21 protein-coding genes and 2 tRNA genes are annotated in these 19524 nt (G+C 46.0%); 12 read left to right on the top strand and 11 right to left on the bottom strand.

Going from position 1 to position 19524, the window contains the following annotated elements:
- Position 1 precedes the first annotated feature (1 nt).
- On the top strand, positions 2-775 hold the full coding sequence (locus tag J0M30_09525) for a methyltransferase domain-containing protein (GenBank protein ID MBN8667728.1): 774 nt from the start codon (positions 2-4) through the stop codon (positions 773-775).
- Positions 772-1998, top strand: coding sequence for a glycosyltransferase (locus J0M30_09520; protein ID MBN8667727.1), 1227 nt, complete (start codon positions 772-774; stop codon positions 1996-1998). Before J0M30_09525 ends, J0M30_09520 begins: the two co-directional genes overlap by 4 nt.
- Here J0M30_09520 and J0M30_09515 read toward each other — a convergent pair.
- Positions 1983-3176 (bottom strand): glycosyltransferase, encoded by a 1194-nt coding sequence (locus J0M30_09515; GenBank protein ID MBN8667726.1) that lies wholly within the window; start codon positions 3174-3176, stop codon positions 1983-1985. The genes J0M30_09520 and J0M30_09515 overlap by 16 nt on opposite strands.
- Positions 3177-3321: 145 nt before the next feature.
- Between J0M30_09515 and J0M30_09510 the strand changes: the two genes are divergently transcribed.
- From J0M30_09510 to J0M30_09470, 9 genes are all read left to right on the top strand, one after another.
- A tRNA-Pro gene (locus J0M30_09510) sits at positions 3322-3395 on the top strand.
- Between the two features lie 76 nt (positions 3396-3471).
- Positions 3472-3545, top strand: a tRNA-Pro gene (locus J0M30_09505).
- Positions 3546-3734: 189 nt separating this feature from the next.
- Positions 3735-4997: a dihydroorotase gene (locus tag J0M30_09500; protein ID MBN8667725.1), complete on the top strand. Its 1263-nt coding sequence runs from the start codon at positions 3735-3737 to the stop codon at positions 4995-4997.
- Positions 4998-5007: 10 nt separating this feature from the next.
- Positions 5008-5529: a DUF4199 domain-containing protein gene (locus J0M30_09495; GenBank protein MBN8667724.1), complete on the top strand. Its 522-nt coding sequence runs from the start codon at positions 5008-5010 to the stop codon at positions 5527-5529.
- Entirely contained in the window at positions 5530-6474 is a 945-nt protein-coding gene (locus J0M30_09490; GenBank protein MBN8667723.1) for a glycosyltransferase family 2 protein, read from the top strand.
- The gene (locus J0M30_09485) at positions 6471-7601 is read left to right on the top strand and encodes a glycosyltransferase family 4 protein (protein MBN8667722.1); all 1131 of its coding nucleotides are present in this window, start codon (positions 6471-6473) and stop codon (positions 7599-7601) included. Before J0M30_09490 ends, J0M30_09485 begins: the two co-directional genes overlap by 4 nt.
- Positions 7602-7621: 20 nt before the next feature.
- Positions 7622-8194, top strand: coding sequence for a D-sedoheptulose 7-phosphate isomerase (locus J0M30_09480; protein MBN8667721.1), 573 nt, complete (start codon positions 7622-7624; stop codon positions 8192-8194).
- Positions 8195-8761 (top strand): HAD family hydrolase, encoded by a 567-nt coding sequence (locus J0M30_09475; GenBank protein MBN8667720.1) that lies wholly within the window; start codon positions 8195-8197, stop codon positions 8759-8761.
- Between the two features lie 56 nt (positions 8762-8817).
- Positions 8818-9726 carry a hypothetical protein gene (locus tag J0M30_09470; protein MBN8667719.1) on the top strand — a complete coding sequence of 303 codons (909 nt, stop codon included), beginning with the start codon at positions 8818-8820 and terminating at the stop codon, positions 9724-9726.
- Between the two features lie 2 nt (positions 9727-9728).
- Here the strand turns inward: J0M30_09470 and J0M30_09465 are convergent, their stop codons facing one another.
- From J0M30_09465 to J0M30_09425, 9 genes are all read right to left on the bottom strand, one after another.
- On the bottom strand, positions 9729-10052 hold the full coding sequence (locus J0M30_09465) for a DUF2304 domain-containing protein (protein MBN8667718.1): 324 nt from the start codon (positions 10050-10052) through the stop codon (positions 9729-9731).
- Positions 10052-10741 (bottom strand): glycosyltransferase family 2 protein, encoded by a 690-nt coding sequence (locus tag J0M30_09460; GenBank protein MBN8667717.1) that lies wholly within the window; start codon positions 10739-10741, stop codon positions 10052-10054. The genes J0M30_09465 and J0M30_09460 overlap by 1 nt, the downstream gene beginning before the upstream one ends.
- Complete coding sequence (locus J0M30_09455; protein MBN8667716.1) at positions 10741-12312, bottom strand: glycosyltransferase family 39 protein; 1572 nt, start codon at positions 12310-12312, stop codon at positions 10741-10743. The genes J0M30_09460 and J0M30_09455 overlap by 1 nt, the downstream gene beginning before the upstream one ends.
- A gap of 15 nt (positions 12313-12327) precedes the next feature.
- Positions 12328-14121 carry an elongation factor 4 gene (gene lepA, locus J0M30_09450; GenBank protein ID MBN8667715.1) on the bottom strand — a complete coding sequence of 598 codons (1794 nt, stop codon included), beginning with the start codon at positions 14119-14121 and terminating at the stop codon, positions 12328-12330.
- Positions 14122-14173: 52 nt separating this feature from the next.
- Complete coding sequence (locus J0M30_09445) at positions 14174-14878, bottom strand: DUF2202 domain-containing protein (GenBank protein ID MBN8667714.1); 705 nt, start codon at positions 14876-14878, stop codon at positions 14174-14176.
- A 31-nt stretch (positions 14879-14909) separates the two neighbouring features.
- A complete protein-coding gene (locus tag J0M30_09440; GenBank protein MBN8667713.1) occupies positions 14910-15185 on the bottom strand; it encodes a hypothetical protein in 276 nt (91 codons plus the stop codon).
- Positions 15186-15364: 179 nt separating this feature from the next.
- Positions 15365-16246, bottom strand: a complete 882-nt coding sequence (locus J0M30_09435) for a DUF4382 domain-containing protein (GenBank protein ID MBN8667712.1) — start codon at positions 16244-16246, stop codon at positions 15365-15367.
- Positions 16247-16346: 100 nt separating this feature from the next.
- Positions 16347-17414, bottom strand: a complete 1068-nt coding sequence (locus tag J0M30_09430; protein ID MBN8667711.1) for an acyl-CoA desaturase — start codon at positions 17412-17414, stop codon at positions 16347-16349.
- A gap of 76 nt (positions 17415-17490) precedes the next feature.
- On the bottom strand, positions 17491-17946 hold the full coding sequence (locus J0M30_09425; GenBank protein MBN8667710.1) for a CBS domain-containing protein: 456 nt from the start codon (positions 17944-17946) through the stop codon (positions 17491-17493).
- Positions 17947-18078: 132 nt separating this feature from the next.
- On the opposite strand from J0M30_09425, the gene J0M30_09420 reads away from it, so the two are divergent.
- On the top strand, positions 18079-18342 hold the full coding sequence (locus tag J0M30_09420; GenBank protein ID MBN8667709.1) for an acyl-CoA-binding protein: 264 nt from the start codon (positions 18079-18081) through the stop codon (positions 18340-18342).
- Here J0M30_09420 and J0M30_09415 read toward each other — a convergent pair.
- Entirely contained in the window at positions 18330-19523 is a 1194-nt protein-coding gene (locus J0M30_09415; protein MBN8667708.1) for a glycosyltransferase, read from the bottom strand. The genes J0M30_09420 and J0M30_09415 overlap by 13 nt on opposite strands.
- Position 19524: the final 1 nt, after the last annotated feature.

Genomic DNA, 19524 nt, shown 5'->3' with positions numbered 1-19524 from the left:
CATGAAACAGGAATTTGAACGTATCGCCGATATCAAACGATTGGATTTTATTGTAAAGTCCCTCAGAGAGCACCTACCCGAAAACGCCGTCGTATTGGATGTCGGTTGTGGAAATGGGGTGATCTCCCGTGGACTTGGCCGACACGGTTTCAATGTTCTCGGTATAGATATCAGTGAAAAAACAATTGCCAATGCCCGTTCGCTCAATGATCTGCCCAACGTGCGTTTTGAAGTAATGAGCGCTGAACAACTTTCAGTAAGCGAAACAAAATACCATGCGGTGGTTTGTAGTGAAGTACTCGAACACCTCAACCAACCTGACCAACTGCTTAAAGTTATTCATGCCTCCCTGCATGATACCGGTGTAGTGATCGTTACCGTCCCCAATGGCAAAGGCCCCCGTGAAGTATTTGTGACCAAACCGGTTCAACGGATGCAGAAAAAGAACAATTGGATATGGCGGATGACAAGCAAGATCAAATCCGGACTCGGATATAAAGGCACCACGGTACAATCCGCCGCCGACGACCTCTCGCATATCCAGTTTTTTACCAAAAAAACACTTGAAGACCTGGCTGGAAAAACCCGGTTTCAGATCATCCGCTTTGGCAAAACAAATTTCATCGAAGATGTATTTCCCTTTTCATTGGTGACAAAACGACTTAAGTTCCTGCAAAAATGGGATTGCCAGGTAGCGGAAGTACTCCCCCTTTCGTGGAATGGTGGCTTTGTAACGGTATGGAAAAAGAAAGCCGGTGATCTTTCGGTGGCATGACCTATCTCGAAACCATACAATGGATCATTCGATTATTTACCTATATCTCCTTTGTAGGTATCGGAATTTTTTTACTCATCCCACCGATACTCCTGCTCTTATACCTGATTGTTGGGCGTAAGAAAGAGAAGGTGAATACCTCTGCAGCAATCACCGATTTTGGAATCATTGTAACGGCACATGAAGACATCCGTTTCATCGATCCGATCGTTCGCTCTCTCCTTCAACAGCATTATCCCACTTTTCATATCTATGTAGTAGCCGACCAATGTGATCCTGCCCGGTTACCGATATACCCCGGATTGCCCGTGAGTTTACTCAGGCCCGACCAGGCTATTAATTCAAAGGTTAAATCCATCCGTTACGCGATCAGCCATTTTGTTCGGCGTCATCAGGCCCTGGTGATCTTTGATGTGGACAATCTTGTCCACCCGGATTTTCTTAAGGAAGTAAACCATCTGTTTCAGCAAGGATACAAAGCGGTGCAAGCTGATTTTCGGGCAAAGAACCTCAATACCCCTTTTGCCCGTATGGATGCCATTGGTGATTTGTACAACTTCTTTGTAGACCGCGAAGCGAGGGCTTCGATCGGACTATCAGCGGCTATTTGGGGATCAGGGATCGCTGTTGACCTGGATATTTATGAATCTGTCACTTACTCCGACGATCTTGGTGGGTTTGACAAGAAATTGCAATTACACATCATTCAAAAAGCCGGTGCGATAGGATTTACCACCAGGGGATTTCTCTATGATGAAAAGATAAGCAGTGGCGTAGCCCTGGAAAGACAGCGCACCCGATGGATGAGTTCGCAATTCAAATATTTTAAAGTGGCGCTTGGCTTGCTTGGGCGGTCAATGCTCCGGTTCAACCCGGATCATTTCTTTTTTGCCCTCAATGCCCTTCGTCCCCCATTGGTGATACAGTTTGGTGTATTCTTATTGGTGATCCTATTAAATCTGGTTGTTGGGCAATTTGCGTTAGCCGGTATCGCCACTGGTGTACTTATCTTATATGCGGTGAGTTTTTACCTGATTGTTGGAATTCGTAGCCGGTGGAACAAAGAAATCATGGGAACCTTTTTATTGCTTCCGGCCTTTGCTGCCAGACAATTTGCTGCCCTGTTAAAGATCAAACAGGCGCGCAAGTCTTTTCTTAAAACACAACAGGAGCAGGTGATGTATATAGAGGATGTAAAGGATCCGGTTCAACGGAGCTCCTGATCCAACTGAAGAACGATTCCGGAGATCTGCTCTACTCTCGCTTCCCAGGAATTCTCGGCCGCAAATTTGATCCTTGCTTCCTGTTTTTCGGAAGTATTCTCAGTAATTTCTTTTATCAGTAAGGTGCGAAAATCTTCTTTGTTTTCTGCAATAGAGGCAACGGGACGAAACTCCTCCACGATGGCAAAATGGGTCATCACCACAGGCAATCCGGCTGCGAGGTATTCATTGATCTTTAACGGGTAGATACCTTTATTGAAATCATTGATGGCAAATGGAATGATTCCGGCTGTAAAGGCACGCAGGAAACCCGGTAATGCAGTTACGGGATGCGGCCCATGCAATTTCACATTGGGAAATTGTTGGAGCAGCCTCCTGCCTTTTTCATAGTCGTGTCGTCCGACAAAATCAAATTGGTAATCGGGAAGGGAAGTAAACAGATGTTCCAGCAGTGTATAATCCAGACGGTCATCAATGCTTCCAATGTATCCGATTCGTTTTTCCCTGGCTGGTGTACGATCGACAAAACCCGTATTGAACAGATCAAAATTCACGGCATTTTTAACCAGGAAACACCGGTTGGTCAATGGCGATTTTTTTCTGTATAATCCTTCTGAGGTCGTGATCACGGCATGGGCCTGCTTCATGAATACCCGCTCATGTTTTCCTCCATGCTTTTTCAACCAGGCGGCTGCTTCGATCTCATCATAGCAATGGTAGATCAGTTGTTTTTCACCAAAACGAAAAGCGGTTACCTCCCCCATTGCCGGGTTAAAGGCATTGATATGAATAAGGTTATCCTGCATATTTGTCCGACGGATCGCCTTTTTAACTGAATGCGCAATGATCCTTCCATTGATACGAAGCAATAACCGGTATAATCCCCCGTCGGGAAGAAAAGCGACAGGAATGATGGGTGGAGGGGTGAGCAAAAAAACGGTGTGATGATCAGATGTTTGAACCTCTTGCAATCTTCTCTTCCAGCCTAACATCCGGGATACAGGCGCCTGACTTTTACCGATCAGGGCCATGGCCATATCCTTGAGGGTAAATTGATAGTCTACATACAGGACCTTGTTTTCCCTGGCCAGTACAGACATTAGTTCAACGATCGTCTTTGCATAATTTCCGCCCCATTCCGAGGTGGATAAGCAAACAAAATTCCGGTTCTTGATCATGTATTCCGCTTAGGTGGCATAAAGAAACTCAAAATTGACTTTTGGTCAAAGGATTTGGGTCAAACACCCTTGAAATACCCTCATAAAAAACCCAAAATGAGGGATTCATCCAAAAATATCCCTTAAATTTGCACCCCGGTTTGTTCGGGACGTAGCGCAGCCCGGTAGCGCACTTGCATGGGGTGCAAGGGGTCGCTAGTTCGAATCTAGTCGTCCCGACAAATAAAAGCTAATAGCCTAAAGCTATTAGCTTTTCGCTTTTTAGGGGGATTTCAAGTAATTTTGCCCCGTTTTACGGGATGTAGCGCAGCCCGGTAGCGCACCACGTTCGGGACGTGGGGGTCGCTGGTTCGAATCCAGTCATCCCGACCTCGTAATTTGAAAACTTTACTGAACTATTAAATCTCAATGGTTCCCTGCCTGACGGCAGGCACGGAATCCAGTCATCCCGACACCTGCCTAAAGGCTAACAGCTAAAAGCACATAGCTCTTAGTTATTAGCCTTTGGCTCTTAGCCTTATTTTTTCTTCCCAAAAACAACCTTATCTTCGCCCCTTAATGAAGCTCCTCATTAAGAACGCTCGAATCGTTGATCCCCTCTCACCATTCAACGGACAAACCCAGGATATTTTTATTGAAAATGGCCTGATCCGACAAATTGGCTCTGCTATTCAAACCAAGGCCGACCAGGAGATCAGTATAGAGAACCTGTGTATTTCTCCAGGCTGGGTAGATGTTTTCTCCCACTTTGGGGATCCGGGGCAGGAATACAAAGAAACGATCGAAACCGGAGCCGCCGCCGCAGCAGCAGGTGGTTACACCGATGTTTTTCTCCTCCCAAATACCAATCCGGTAGTGGACAGTAAAGGTCAGGTCGAATACCTGCGCCAACGATCAGCCACACAACCGGTCAACCTCCATCCGATCGGGGCCGTAACCCGGCAGACCGAGGGTAAGGACCTGGCCGAAATGTATGATATGCGTGCCAGCGGTGCCATCGCCTTTAGTGATGGAATACGGTCTATTCAATCAGCCGGATTATTGGTAAAAGCCCTTCAGTATATCAAAGCCTTTGGTGGCATCATCATCCAGTTACCCGATGACCAGAGTATCAGCCCGCATGGACTGATGAATGAGGGGGTGGTATCTACTTCCCTGGGTTTGGCAGGTAAACCGGCCATGGCCGAGGAATTGATCGTGGCAAGGGATATTAAACTGGCCCGGTATACGGAATCAAAACTTCATTTAACGGCCATAAGCACAGCCAAGTCAGTAGAATATGTGAACCGGGGTAAGGCTTCGGGGATTCAGCTTAGCTGCTCCGTCACACCCTACCACCTCTACTTAAATGAGGAATCATTACAGGAATATGATACCAACTTAAAGGTAAATCCACCGATCCGGACGGAGGCTGATCGTCTGCGTTTGATCGAAGCGGTAAAAGACGGTACCGTGGATTGTATTGCCACCCACCATTTGCCCCATGAAGCCGATAGCAAGGTCAGTGAATTTGAATATGCCCGGAACGGAATGACCGGTCTGGAAACCGCTTTTTCTGTCCTGAACACCGTCATCCCCAACGAACCTGAACGCTGGGTGCGACTGCTTAGCTCCCAACCAAGAGCCTTGTTCGGTTTACCCGCCCTGTCCATCGAGGAAGGCCAAAAAGCGACCCTCACCTTGTTTGATCCGGAGAAGGAATGGACCTATACCCTGTCGCAAAAAAGATCCAGGTCACAGAACTCTCCCTTTTTGGGAAAAACCCTTCGGGGAAAAGTATGGGGGATTATTAATAAAGACCAGCTAATTTTGAATCCTTAAACAAACTAACATGCAAGAAACTAAACCCATCAGCCATCTTGTGGCCGGTGCCATTCTGGGAGCTTTGCTCGTAGTGTATAGTATCGTTCTATATTTCCTCGACCAGATGCAAAATCAGACATTGGGTTATTTATCCTATGTGATCTTGATCGGGGGATTGATCTTCTTTATTCACCAGTATGCCAAGTCGAAAGATAACCAGGTCACCTTTGGTAACCTGTTCTCTTATGGTTTCAAGGCCACCGCGATCGTTATCCTGATCATGTTGGTTTTTGTCATTGGTTTTAATATGGCTTTCCCGGAGTTCAAAGACCAAATTCTCCAAACCATGCGGGAGAAAATGGAAGAAGACGGAAAAACCACGGATGACCAGATCGAAACGGCCGTCAATATGTTTAGTCGGAACTACATCTTGTTTGCCGCCATTGGTACGGTGATCGGTATGGCAATTTTAGGCGCTATCGGTTCCCTGATCGGTGCGGCGGTTACGAAGAAGAAACCGGTGAACCCGATGGATCAAATGAGTATCTAAATGGATGTTTCGCTCGTCATACCCCTTTACAACGAAGAAGAATCGTTGCCCGAACTCTGCACCTGGATCGAACGGGTGGTGACAGAGAATGGACTCTCCTATGAGATCATCCTCGTGGATGATGGCAGCAATGACCGCTCCTGGGAAGTGATCCAAACCCTTCATCAGAAGAACCCACAGGTCAAGGGGATCAGTTTTCAGCGAAACTATGGCAAGTCAGCAGCGCTCAATGAAGGGTTCCGGGAAGCCCAGGGAGAAGTGGTCATAACCATGGATGCTGACCTGCAGGACAGCCCGGATGAAATACCCGAATTAGTACGAATGGTTCGCCAGGATGGTTTTGACCTGGTGAGCGGCTGGAAGAAAAAGCGTTATGACAACACGCTGACCAAAAATATTCCTTCCAAGTTCTTCAATGCAGTTACACGCAGGGTTTCCAAGGTAAAATTGCATGACTTTAATTGCGGACTTAAAGCCTACCGGCAAAAAGTCATCAAGAGTATTGAAGTATATGGCGAAATGCACCGGTACATCCCCGTTATAGCTAAATGGGCCGGGTTTAAGAAGATCGGCGAAAAAGTGGTTGAGCACCGGGCCAGAAAATACGGGGTCACCAAGTTTGGCTGGGAACGTTTTGTAAACGGTTTTCTCGATCTGCTGTCCATCACCTTTGTGGGCAAGTTTTCCAAGCGGCCCATGCATTTCTTTGGTTTATGGGGTACGATATTCTTTTTGGTGGGTTTTGGATTCTCCAGCTATCTGGTTATCTCCAAGCTCATCGATTATAGTTTCGCAATCACCAGCCGGCCTGGTTTCTATATTGCCCTTACCGCTTTGGTGGTGGGAGCACAGTTATTTCTCACCGGATTTTTGGCTGAATTGGTAGCCCGGAATTCACCCGGACGTAATTCCTACCTGATTGAAAGCAAGACTGGTTTATCATGACCAAAAAGATCCTGATCATAGGACCCGCCCACCCGCTACGTGGAGGTGGAATGACGACATTCAACCATCGCCTGGCCAAGGAGTGGCTGAACCAGGGATATACTTGTAGTATTTGTTCTTTTAAGCTTCAATACCCTGGTTTTTTATTCCCCGGCAAATCACAATTTACCGACGAGCCGGCACCACCAGGCATCCCCATCCGAAGCCTGATCAATTCCATCAATCCATTTAACTGGATCAAAGTTGGGAGGCAATTACGAAAAGAAAAGCATGATATCGTGATCATCCGGTATTGGCTGCCTTTTATGGGTCCCTGCCTGGGCACCATCGCCCGATCCATTCGAAAGAATCATCACAGCAAGATCATTTGCATCGCGGATAATGTAATCCCACATGAAAAAAGGTTTGGAGATAAACCTTTCACCCATTATTTATTTAAGGCCTGTGATGGATTTGTGACCATGAGTGATCAGGTTACACAGGATCTGGAGAAATTTGTTACCCACAAACCCCATATCCAACTCCGTCATCCATTGTATGATAATTTTGGAGAACCGGTAAGTGAAGCTGAGGCCAAGGAAAAATTAGGGATCGATCCTTCCACCCGGCTGCTTCTCTTCTTTGGTTTTATCCGGTCCTACAAGGGACTTGATCTTCTTTTGGAAGCGATGAGCACGCTCCCACCCGATCCGTCGATCAAACTTTTGATCGCCGGAGAATTCTATGGCGATGAAGATAAATACCGCGACCTGATCCAAACGCTGGAGCTCAACGATCGTCTTATCCTGCATACACATTTCATACCCGATCATACGGTAAAATATTATTTCTGTGCCGCCGATCTGGTGGTTCAGCCCTATCGCCACGCCACCCAAAGCGGTGTCACACCGCTGGCCTTTAATTACGAGTGCCCCACTCTGGTAACCAATGTTGGAGGTCTGCCGGCGCTGATCGAATCCGAGCAAACCGGACTTATCGCCGAACCCGAACCCTATGCCATTGCCACAGCCATCCAACGGTTCTACCAATTAGGCAAAGCGCATTTTATTCCCCATCTTCGCAGGGAAAAAGAGAAATACAGTTGGTCAAATTTTATCAGCAAGCTATTATCGCTTGGTGAAAAATGAACCCTTTTTCGATTATCCACATGAACCAAATTCAGGAGATCATATCCCGATCGATCGATGTTAAAACCGCCCTGCTGTCGGACGAATCGATGATTCAAAAGATCGCAGATGCCGTGAATAAGATCACCGCTGCCTTTTCTCAGGGGCATCGCCTTTATTTATGCGGAAATGGCGGAAGTGCAGCCGATGCACAACATATCGCCGCAGAATTCACCGGTCGTTTTTATACCGACCGAAAAGCCCTTCCGGCTGAGGCCTTACATGCCAACACCTCCTACCTCACTGCCGTGGCCAATGACTACAGTTTTGAAGATGTATATGCCCGAATGGTAGAAGGCACTTTAAAAGCAGGTGATGTATTGATCGGCTTTTCTACTTCCGGAAACTCCACCAATATCGTGAATGCGTTTGCAGCCGCGAAAAAAATGGGTGTGCTGACCATCGCTTTTACCGGTGCCGGTGGAGGAAAATTGAAAGAGCTGTCTGATATACTCTTAAATATCCCTTCAACCGATACACCAAGAATCCAGGAAAGCCATATCCTGGTTGGACATATCATTTGTGAACTGGTTGAAAAAAACATGTTTGGCTGAATGAAGTACCCCAACCCTCCCTTCCCCTCCATCGATTCCTCCTGGAGTCTCTTTCTTGACAGGGATGGAGTAATAAACTATGATAAGGATGGATCCTATATTTTCCATACCGATGAATTCAGGATCTATGATGGAGTACCTGATGCAATTGCCACGTTTAACCAGCATTTTGGCCATGTATTTGTGGTGACCAATCAACGCGGGGTAGGAAAACGACTGATGACGGAAAAAGACCTGTCAGACATCCACGAACAGATGTTGCAACTCTTTGCCCAGAAAAAAGGTCATATTGACCGGATCTATTATTGTACCAGTTTAAACAATGATCACCCGGACCGGAAACCCAATCCGGGCCATGCCTTTCGGGCAGCCAGAGAGTTTTCCATTAACCTGGAGCGATCGATCATGGTGGGCAATAAGATGAGTGATATGCAGTTTGGCCGAAATGCAGGTATGAAAACAGTCTATATCGCCACGACCCATCCGGAAGTGGGTTTTCCCCATCCGGATATTGACTGGCGTTTTGACCTGCTAACCGATTTTGCCAAAGCTTTAACAGGTAAATGAATACGCCCGTGATGCAAAAAACAGTTAAGCATCAGGAATAAAATTAAATTTGGCCCATGATAAGGAGGACCCTCATTGCCATACTAGTCCTGCTCCTGCAGTTCCAGGGATCAGCCCAAAAGATCACCGCGGCTGACCTGAAGAAATTAAAGGCAAAGGAAGATTCATTGGCGGCCTATGCCGAGAACCTGGTTATGGACTCACTTACTGAGAACCGTATGCGTTCGGACAGCTTTTTTGTCCGTACCCTGATCCGCAGCCTGCAGGTTAAAAACTCTTTTTATTATCCCTTTGATTCGGTACTTGGTATTTCCAAACTCTATGCCCCCGACAGTGCCTTCCGGATCATCTCATGGGTATTGTCTTTTGACGATTACTATTCCCGCCAGCGGGCAGCCATACAAATGCGTACCCCGGATGGCTCTTTCAAGATCCATCCCTTATATGATGTTTCTGAGGAAAGTATGAATGTGATGGACTCCACCCGGACCAAATTACGCTGGATCGGTGCCGTGTATTATAATATGGTGGCCACAGAATACAAGGGAAAGAAATATTACACCTTGTTTGGAAATGATAACAACACCGTTATGAGCAATAAGAAATGGATCGAGGTACTCCATTTCACCGATAAAGGAGAACCCTTGTTTGGAGGACCTTTTTTCAGTTTTGCCAATGACTCTATACCAAGCCCGGTGCAACACCGGTTTCAATTGGAATATAAGGAAGATGCCCGCATTATTTTAGCCTATGATCCGGACCTGCAAATGATCGTATTCGATCACCTGATACCGGAAGATGGAGAGCCCGAAAAAAAATGGACCTATATACCCGATGGGGATTATGAAGGGTTTCAATGGAAAAATGGGCAATGGGTGCATGTTGAAAAGATCTTCCATTTTAAACTGGAAGATGGGCAGGCCCCGGTGGAGAAACCGCTTTTCAAAAGCGGAGGAAATAAGTAATCTTATTTCTTATTTACTTCGGCCTCCACCCGATCTCTTACTAATTCCGTGAACTGTTGTTCCAACCGCCTGATGCGGGCATATAATTTCAATACCAGAAATAAAAGAAAGAGGATCGCCAGGTAAAAGATCATATCGGCGCCCCTGTTTACGCCAACAAAGTGAGCAATACGTGTTGTGGTGTTCGGGAAGATGACAAAGAAAACTCCAGCTCCGGCAAAGACCAGGATCAACAATAAATCAAACAAGGTGGTGCGCAGCCGCACGTACATATAAACGGCGATCAGTACCACAAAGGCTGTCAGAATTACCTGGATAATGGTCATCAGCGAAAGAGTTTGTATAAAATTAATTCAAATAATATTCGCAGCCCATGCCGGTTTCCCTGTCCCTTTGCCATTGAATAGGCGGTGTAATGTATGTTAACCGGGTATTCGGCATAGGTTAGTTTCAACCGGGCCACCTGAATCAGGATCTCGGATGCATGTGCCATCCGGTTTTCGCGCAGGCGTATTTTCTCAGCGGCCTTTCGGCTAAGACACCTGAAGCCATTGTGAGCATCTGAAAGCAGTATTCCTGAAAAAAAGTAATTGACAAACCGGGCCATCTTCAATAGCCACTTTCTTCCCGAAGGAACGGTGGAGGCTGAACCTTTAAGAAAGCGGGAGCCAAAAATGATATCCACCTTTTTTACTTCCATTTCCTCTACCATTCCGGCAATACCCCCGGGTAAATGCTGACCATCGGCATCAAAGGTGATCAGGAACTCTGCCCCGTTTAGAAGAGCATGATCTAATCCCGTTTGAAGGGCAGCTCCCTGACCCAGGTTGATCCGATGCCGGAGATAATGAATCGGAAGCCCCTGTAAGCGCTGTCTCGTTTCATCTGTTGACGCATCATCTACCACCACCACATTGTATCCCTTTTCCAAAACACCAGCGACAGTATCCTTTATTACGCTTGCTTCATTGAAGCAGGGGATGATAACAAATATGGATTGGGGGGAAGCGTACATTAACGAATTCCTTTTTGTCGAAGTTCGGCTTCTGTCACTTCAAACAGAAGAAATGAATGGTCAAATTGTCCGACTGGTTTAAAATGATCATTCAACCAATCGATTCTATATTTATCCATCAATCCCAAATAGGCATCCACACCCTGGATGTATTTTCCCGGTTGGGGAATGGAATCCGGAATGCGGTATTCAGGATTATTGGTTAGGAATTTTTGCAGCCGAAATGCCGATTGACCAAAATCCACGTTGGAAGAAGCCATGATCGTATATACTTTTTTATCCGCAACTATTTCATTGTGATAAGCGATCAGGTTGGGGTAAAAACGATAATAGGAAAACCCGGTATAAAGGAGTATTCCTGCAAACAACAATCCTTTCCATTTGATGGAGAATACCGCTTTTGCCCAATAGCCCAGGGCTACATACACCAAAGGATAGACCATCAATACGTGGCGTATTCCTACCTGAGACCGATTGGTCAGTCCAAATACAAGCAGAAAATAAAGGGAGATGGTCAATAGCAGGAATACCGTCCAGGTCTCTCTGTTGGTAGCTGGATTTTTCCAAAGCAGAACAGGTAAGCCCAGCAACAGGAGAAGCACAGTCAATGGTGTTTTAAAAATAAAACTGATAAAATAGTAGTACCAAAATCCATTTCCGGTTCGCGTTTCACCTAATAAATAATTGGGTCCTGATACTTCCGGATGTCCCGCCCCCAACTGGTTCATGTACATGGTCAGGTCGATACCCTCGATATAGGGTACTGGAAATGGAAGCGCTATGGATGACCAGATACCCGCCTGCAAATTTTTAAAGGTTTGGCTTTGGAAGCTGTACCCATCCAGAGACTGACCGGTACCCTGAAAAAAGAAGGCCAGGTTGATGACCAACAAAAGTACCAGGGAGACCAAACCTATCCGAAGGAGTTGTTTCTTCCAATTGGTTTTCCAATTTCCCCGGTATAATACAACGACAAGGGAAACTGCCGCGGACAGAAAAAATAGGTGTACAAGAGATGGTTTGACCACTTGGGCAATCGACAGGCAAAAGGCAAAGAGCAGGAATCGCTTCCAATGTGAAACCTGTATAAATCGCCAAAGGGAGTAAAAGGTGGCCAGGGTTAATAAAGCAGCATAGGCATCGGTGGTGAGCAGGGTGCCATGTGCGTTCAGATTTGGACAGAAAACATATAAAAAAAGGGAAAGTAGTCCGGCTAATTCTCCAAACAGTTCACGGCTCCAGCTCCAGATAAGTATTCCGGTAAGGAGGCATAAAAATAATGTCACGTAACGGCCGTGCAGGATATCACTAAACCCTGCATCGGATTTGCGAAGGGAGGGATCGGCCAATTGTTCGATGGCGCGGGGGATGGCATTTAAACCCGTAACGGGCATTGTGCTGGCATCATCGAAGGGATAGACCCGCTTGGGCTGAATCTTTAAGATCCTCTTCCCATAGCTCCAATGATCCATTTCATCATAGGTAAGTGATGATTGTGGAATAAGAAGGATGCCATTCAGGAGATAAACGACCAGCAAGAGGGCCGCCCATATCGTGGTTTTGGAAAACATGCATTTATCAAGCCCCTAATCATCCAGCTTCAGAACAGCCAGGAAGGCTTCCTGAGGAACTTCTACGTTCCCGATCTGACGCATGCGTTTCTTCCCTTCCTTTTGTTTTTCGAGGAGTTTTCGTTTCCGGCTGATGTCACCACCATAACATTTGGCGGTTACATCCTTACGCAGGGCCGCGATACTCTCCCGGGCCACGATCTTGGCGCCAATGGCTGCCTGGATAGCGATCTGGAATTGTTGTCGGGGTAAAAGTTCTTTCAGTTTTTCGCAAAGTTTGCGCCCAAATTCCTGTGCCCGGCTGCGATGGATCAGGGCACTCAGGGCATCTACTTTATCTCCATTCAGCAGAATATCCATTTTCACGATATCACTGTCACGGTAGCCAATCGGATGGTAGTCAAAAGAGGCATAACCCCGTGTTTGTGATTTGAGTTTATCATAAAAATCAAATACGATCTCCGTCAGGGGCATTTCAAATATCAATTCCACGCGGGTGGTGGTGAGATAGCTTTGATTGATCAGGATACCTCGTTTACCCAAACAAAGGGTCATGATATTCCCGATATAATCGGGTTTGGTGATGATCTGTGCTTTGATAAAGGGTTCCTCGATCCTTTCGGTCTTCACCGGATCAGGAAATTCGGTCGGATTATTGACGATCACTTTATCACCATTGGTCAGGTAGGCGATAAAACTTACGTTGGGAACGGTTGTGATCACGGTTTGATCAAACTCCCTTTCCAATCTTTCCTGAATGATCTCCATGTGGAGCATACCCAGGAATCCGCAACGGAATCCAAAACCAAGGGCCTGGGAAGTTTCCAGTTCATAGGTGAGGGAGGCGTCGTTGAGCTGGAGTTTATCCATGCATTCGCGTAACTCCTCAAACTCATCGGTATTCACCGGGAAGATACCGGCAAAGACCATGGGTTTTACTTCTTCGAACCCTTTGATCATTTCCGGGTGCGGGTTATTGGCCAATGTAATGGTATCCCCCACTTTTACTTCCTTGGCCACCTTGATACCGGTGATGATATAACCTACGTCGCCACAGGAAACGGCCTTTTTCTCGGTCATTTTCAATTTGAGGATACCAATTTCATCGGCCTCATATTCCTGGCCGGTGGAAACAAATTTTACTTTGTCTCCCTTCTGTATAGACCCATTCAGGATACGGTAATAAACGATAATTCCGCGAAAGGAGTTGAATACACTATCAAAGATCAGGGCTTGCAGGGGTGCATCCGGGTTTCCCTTTGGGGAAGGTATCTTTTGCACGATCGCATCCAATATCGCATCGACCCCGATCCCTGTACGACCACTTGCCAGTAAGATATCCTCCGGTTTACAGCCAATAAGTTCTATGATCTGGTCCTTTACCTCATCGATCATGGCGCCATCCATATCGATCTTGTTGATGACAGGGATGATCTCCAGATTATTCTCAATTGCCAGGTAGAGGTTGGAAATGGTCTGGGCCTGTATACCCTGGGTGGCATCCACAAGCAACAGGGCGCCTTCGCAGGCGGCCAGGGCCCGGCTGACCTCGTAGCTGAAATCCACGTGCCCGGGGGTATCGATCAGATTCAGGATATACTCCTGTCCGTCTTTGTGCCTATAGTTGATCTGGATCGCGTGGCTTTTGATCGTGATCCCCTTTTCCCGTTCCAGGTCCATGTCATCCAGTACCTGGTCCATCATGTCCCGTTCGCTGATCGTATTGGTGACCTGTAACAGTCTGTCTGCCAAGGTCGATTTGCCATGATCAATATGCGCGATGATACAAAAATTACGTATGTTCTTCATGAAGCTTACATCCCCGTTTTAGGACGGGCAAAGGTAAGCGTTTTCCCGGTCATTACGTAATGCAATCCAGACCCCCAGTTTGGCATCCCCTTCCCGTTTCAACACCACTATTCACGATGGAATCAAACAGAACCTGATCTATAAACTGAGGAGTATAGGTACCCGACTGCGCCAGGATATTTGAATAAAAAGCACGGAGGTGGTTACGGCTTCCGCGTGACAGGTTATCATATACCAGCCGGATATCCTGATTGTCGATGGCCTGTAAGGCTTTAGCCAGGTCAAAAAGGTCCAGGTCTTCAATGGTTGCTCCCACCTGAAATGCCTCGGCAACGGAAACAGATCCCTTTGCCACCAACTGATCATACAATTGTTGCAAATGTGTATTTGTAAATACACCTACGGCATCGGATACAACGGGATCAGTAAGTCCATATTTATTGATCAACATTTTTACCGCGTCCATATGCCTTTGTTCACTGGATTGTATATTGGAGAAAACGAATGAGCCCCATTTTGCATAAAGGGTTTTGTACACATCCCGCGCCAGCTTTTCTTCTTCGCGCATGTATAGCAACGATTCGCTTTCTGGTGCACTAAGTGGTTCGGCGGGCAAATTAAAGGCCTGGTTCAATCCATATCCTGAACCATTGCCCATTTGTGTATTGTTATTTGTACTCACCTTTTCCTTATTGCACATGGCCGACATCAAAACGGGGAATGCAAGCAGCACCAAAACTCCGTGTTTTGTTTTCATGGTAAATCTGATTTTAAGGTTAGAGAATCATTCAGAACCTACGTCTGCCTAAACCAGGTCCCGGCCTGTTTACATTGGCATTGCCTGTTCGGTAAAGGCAGGTCCCACCGCCACCGTTTCTTCGACCCATCATCCGCGAACCGGGGACGTTACCATTTTCATAGCGGTCACACACATTGTTTTTATTGGCATCAACATAACCCCTGTTAACAGAATTATTCTGACGCCCTGGTCTTCCCGGTCCACCCTGGGCAGCCAGGGTGCCAGAAATGGCCAATAGCAGAAATACCCAAAACATTTTTTTCATGATTGATAATTTTAGCATTTAATGAATAAAGGCACCTTTGGATATAAGATGCCCTTTGGTATGCGATTTATACCCCCTGAAAAAAATAATTATAAAAGGCATTTCAACATCTTTTATCCGGGCAAAAAAAAAAGACCCGCGAACATGTCGCGGGTCTATCCTGGTTTTACTTATTGGATCTATTGCGTTAATCGTATTGTGCCTAATTCTGTGTCGCGGTTTCGCCTGACTTCTACTCCGGTTATTGTCGTATCCCGATAACCATTGATGCCATCGATGAATACATCATAGGTACCTGGTCTCAGGCCTCTGATCTTGAATTCACCTTCATGATGGTCTGGCCGGGCAAATGTGGTATCGGTACCCGATAAAGCCATGATCATACCATGTGAGTGGACCGGTCTTACCTTTCCTTCGATTTCCCCGGTGCTATGCCGGCCGAAAGGTTTGAGTACAGGTTTGAGCCAATATTTTCCATTGGATTTCCAAATAGAGCGGGCCACGTCAAAATCAAGATATAATTGGAAATTGTCAGAACTGAGTGAATCGAGATGTTCTCTTTTGAGGTTTACAAACACATAATTCAGGTTGCCCACCAGGTGAAGGGGATGGACCACGCTATCCACCATCACACTATTATTGGTACCCAGAACAAATTTGATGCGTTCAATTCTTCCGTCCAAAACAAAGCCACTGGCCAATAAGGTATCGACTCCGTTTTGCAGGGTGAGAAGATCATAAACCCCGGGGTTCACATCCAATGTATCCCAGAATTCACAATTGCGGTACAGTGAATCATGATGGTCATCACAACCCGGATGGTCATCATCATCATCATTCCATCTGCTTCTGTCACAGGAATCAATTTTTACGTAGATAGCCTGTATCTCCACATTAACCTGTTGGAAATCATAAGGCCCATCCATCAGATAGATGGACAATTTGTTTTGCCCTTCAGGAATATTCGATTGAAGGGATCCTTCTTTTTGACAGGAAAAAAATGTAATCAGTGTGGCAAAAAGGGCAAACAGCCCGAGAGCACTTAACTGTTTTGTTCTCATATAATTCGAATTGGGTTTAGGAAATGCGTAGGAATACCCTTTCCTTACCCAAAAAAGATGCCATGGTTGGAAATAAGCCGGAATGTGGAAAAGTTGCGACTTAAGGTTTTCCCATTTGCCGCAGAAAAGCGACATGGGAGGCAACGGCATACCTTAACCGTGGATATTCAATATATTGAATACCAAATTCGGCACAGGTTTGTCGTATTAATTTACTGATGGCCGGATAATGAACGTGGGAGATCCGGGGAAACAGGTGATGTTCAATCTGAAAGTTCAATCCCCCTACCCACCAGGAGATAAGCCGGTTTCTATTGGAAAAATTAGCGGTGGTCTTTAATTGGTGAATCGCCCATTCATCACCCAGTTTATTGGTGACGGGGTCAGCTTGTGGAAACTCCGTATCCTGTACAGTATGGGCCAATTGGAACACGATGCTCAGTACAAATCCGGCTACCAGCGCAAGGGTCAGGAAACCGACAAGCCAGGGTATCACTCCTACTACAAGGATAGGCAGAACGACAAAGATCGCCATGTGCAGTACTTTGAAGCCCCAGAAGGTGAGGTGCTCCGACATATTCATTTTCTTCAATTTCACCGGCCCGATCCGGCCTGCAAAATACTTACGATAGTCGGTGAAAAAGATCCACCATAGATACAACAGGGAGTAAGCAGCCCAGAAATAGAGATGCTGGAAGCGATGTACTTTATAGAATTTTTGCGTTTCGCAGAGACGCAAAAAAGGCCTGGCATCAATATCATCATCTACTCCGTCCACATTTGTATAGGCATGGTGAATGACATTGTGTTTTGTTTTCCACAGGTAGTTATTAGCACCCAGGACATTCAGGGAAAGGCCGGCCAGCTTATTCAGCCAGGGATGCTGGCTAAAACTACCGTGTGCCCCATCATGCATAACATTGAAACCAATGGCGGCAGTCAGGATACCCAAAACGGCACAACCGATGATGGCGATAAAGGTGGCGGGTGTAAAGAACACCAGCCAGGTATATAAAGCGATATAGGAGATAACCAGTAATACAGCTTTGAAATACAACTGAAAATTTCCAGTGGAAGCAATGCCAGCCTGGGAAAAATAATCACCTACCCTTTTCTTCAACTCCAGGTAGAAGGCATCTCCCGTGTGGGGGAATTTAGGAACGCTCATGTAAAAGAATTAATGTAAAAGGCAAATATACACCAATTTAGGCCCATATCGGTCACAAATTTGACGTATGGTATACTCAATAAACCCGGATGTTTTCGTTCTGATCCAGAAGCCTTTGGACCAGGTTATCATCAAACACTTCGGCACGACTGGCAATGACCATTCGGAGCAGGTCATGTATGGTGATCACCCCCAGAAATTTCTTGTCCTCATAGGCCAGCAAATACCGGGTTTTGAAAGTGTCTATTTTGTTCATGCATTGTTCCACCGAATCATTGATACCAATGATTGGCAGGTCGACGGACATGACCTCACCTACCGTGGTAGTGGCACTTGACCGACCCTTTAATGCCACATTGCGGGTATAATCCCGCTCACTAAATATTCCTTTGAACTGATCACCGTCCATAACCACCAGATAACTGAGGTTCACCGAATTCAACATCTGCAGGGCCTCAATGACCAGGGCACCTGTTGAAATTTGGTTGAAAGACTTACTCTTCCTTTCGAGCACTTCCTTGACAGTCTTCATATTAGAAAATTTATACGCCTAATATCGCATTAATTGTTAATAAAAAAAATGATGTAAAACCCTTCACTTTAACGGGTGTTCGCCAATTGATAACATTTAAAACCCTAAATTCGTGAAAAATCGTTAACCACCATGGATTTGCACCAGTTGTTCGAACAGGCTGTCGCTGACAGTAAAAATCTCAGTGAGAGACCCAGCAACGAAACCTTACTCCAACTCTATTCATTGTACAAACAAGCAACCGAAGGCGATGTAAATACACCCGCCCCAAATCCATTTGATTTTGTGGCCAAGGCAAAATATGAAGCCTGGGTAAACCTGAAAGGGAAGCCAAAGGAAGATGCCATGAAGGAATATGTAAACCTGATGGAGAAGTTGCAAGCTTATTCGAGCTGAAGCAACAGTTGCTCATACACTGCCACATACTGTTTTCCCACTACATCCATTCCATATTTTAAACTGGATTCACGGATTTTATCGGCATCAAACCGAATGTCCCCGTTTGCCATTTTTTGCAATGCATCTGCGAGCGCGATCGGATCATGAGGTTTGACCAGGACGCCATTTATATCCGGTGAAACGATCTCCTGCATTAGGGCTGTATCAGGAACCACTACCGGGATACCACAGGCATTGGCCTCAATGATCACGCAACCAAAAGTTTCATAGCGGGAATATAAAACGAGGGCATGACATTCGCCCAGGATACGAGCCAGTTCGATCTGAGGTCTTTCACCATGAAAAATTACCTGCTCTGCTATACCCGCTTTTTGCATCAGGTCTTTTATTTCCTTTGTGGCCGGCCCGAACAGATCCAATTGAAAAGCCACATTCCGTTGCTTTAGTAAAGTCAGCGCTGTGCAGAGCGATTCCGGATCCTTCTGGTAGGTCAGTGTAGAAATATGTGCCAGTCTCAGTTTATCGAATGACTTTGGTGCTGTTCCGGGTTTGAACAATCCATGATCGACCACGTTTGGGATCACTTCAAAACGAATAAAGGGCCAGTGTTCTTTCATGGCTTTTCCCAGGTACTTTGACACAGGCAGTACCCATTCCACATGATCCATGATCCGGGAAATAAGGTGTTGCTCAGCAAAAGGAAGATCAAAGAGATTAGGTCTTGCTTCTGGCAAATGGATCGTCCACTGTTCGGTTAGCACAAAAGGTATTCCCCATTTCTTGTTGATCCATCGCGCGATCAATCCCGCTTTATAGACGACATGCACATGCTGCAACTCAGGGAAACCCTTTTCCTCAAATATTCTTCGGATATGTTTCCGATACAACCACATGAATTTCCATTGGGAAACAAGTTTATCCAAAAAGCGAAATGGCAGGTTCGGGCTTGCATAGTACAGGATCGTTTCGGTAAGATCCCCCTGTACTTTTTCCACCAGTCGCGTACTACGGGTCCATTTACGATCGCGATCACGTATGAGGTGAAATACATGTACTGGCATGAACGGGGAAACGGCCCTTGCATGCCGTTGAATAAAATCCCCATCAAAAGGGGTCAGTTCGGTGGGGTACCAGGAAGGTAGCCAGAGTATGTATTTTTTTTCCTTGCCTTCTTGCATG

Source organism: Chitinophagales bacterium (assembly GCA_017303415.1).
GTDB lineage: Bacteria > Bacteroidota > Bacteroidia > Chitinophagales > Chitinophagaceae > SpSt-398.
The sequence above is the reverse complement of the archived record's forward strand: the minus strand, read 5'-3'. Positions and strand labels throughout refer to the sequence as shown.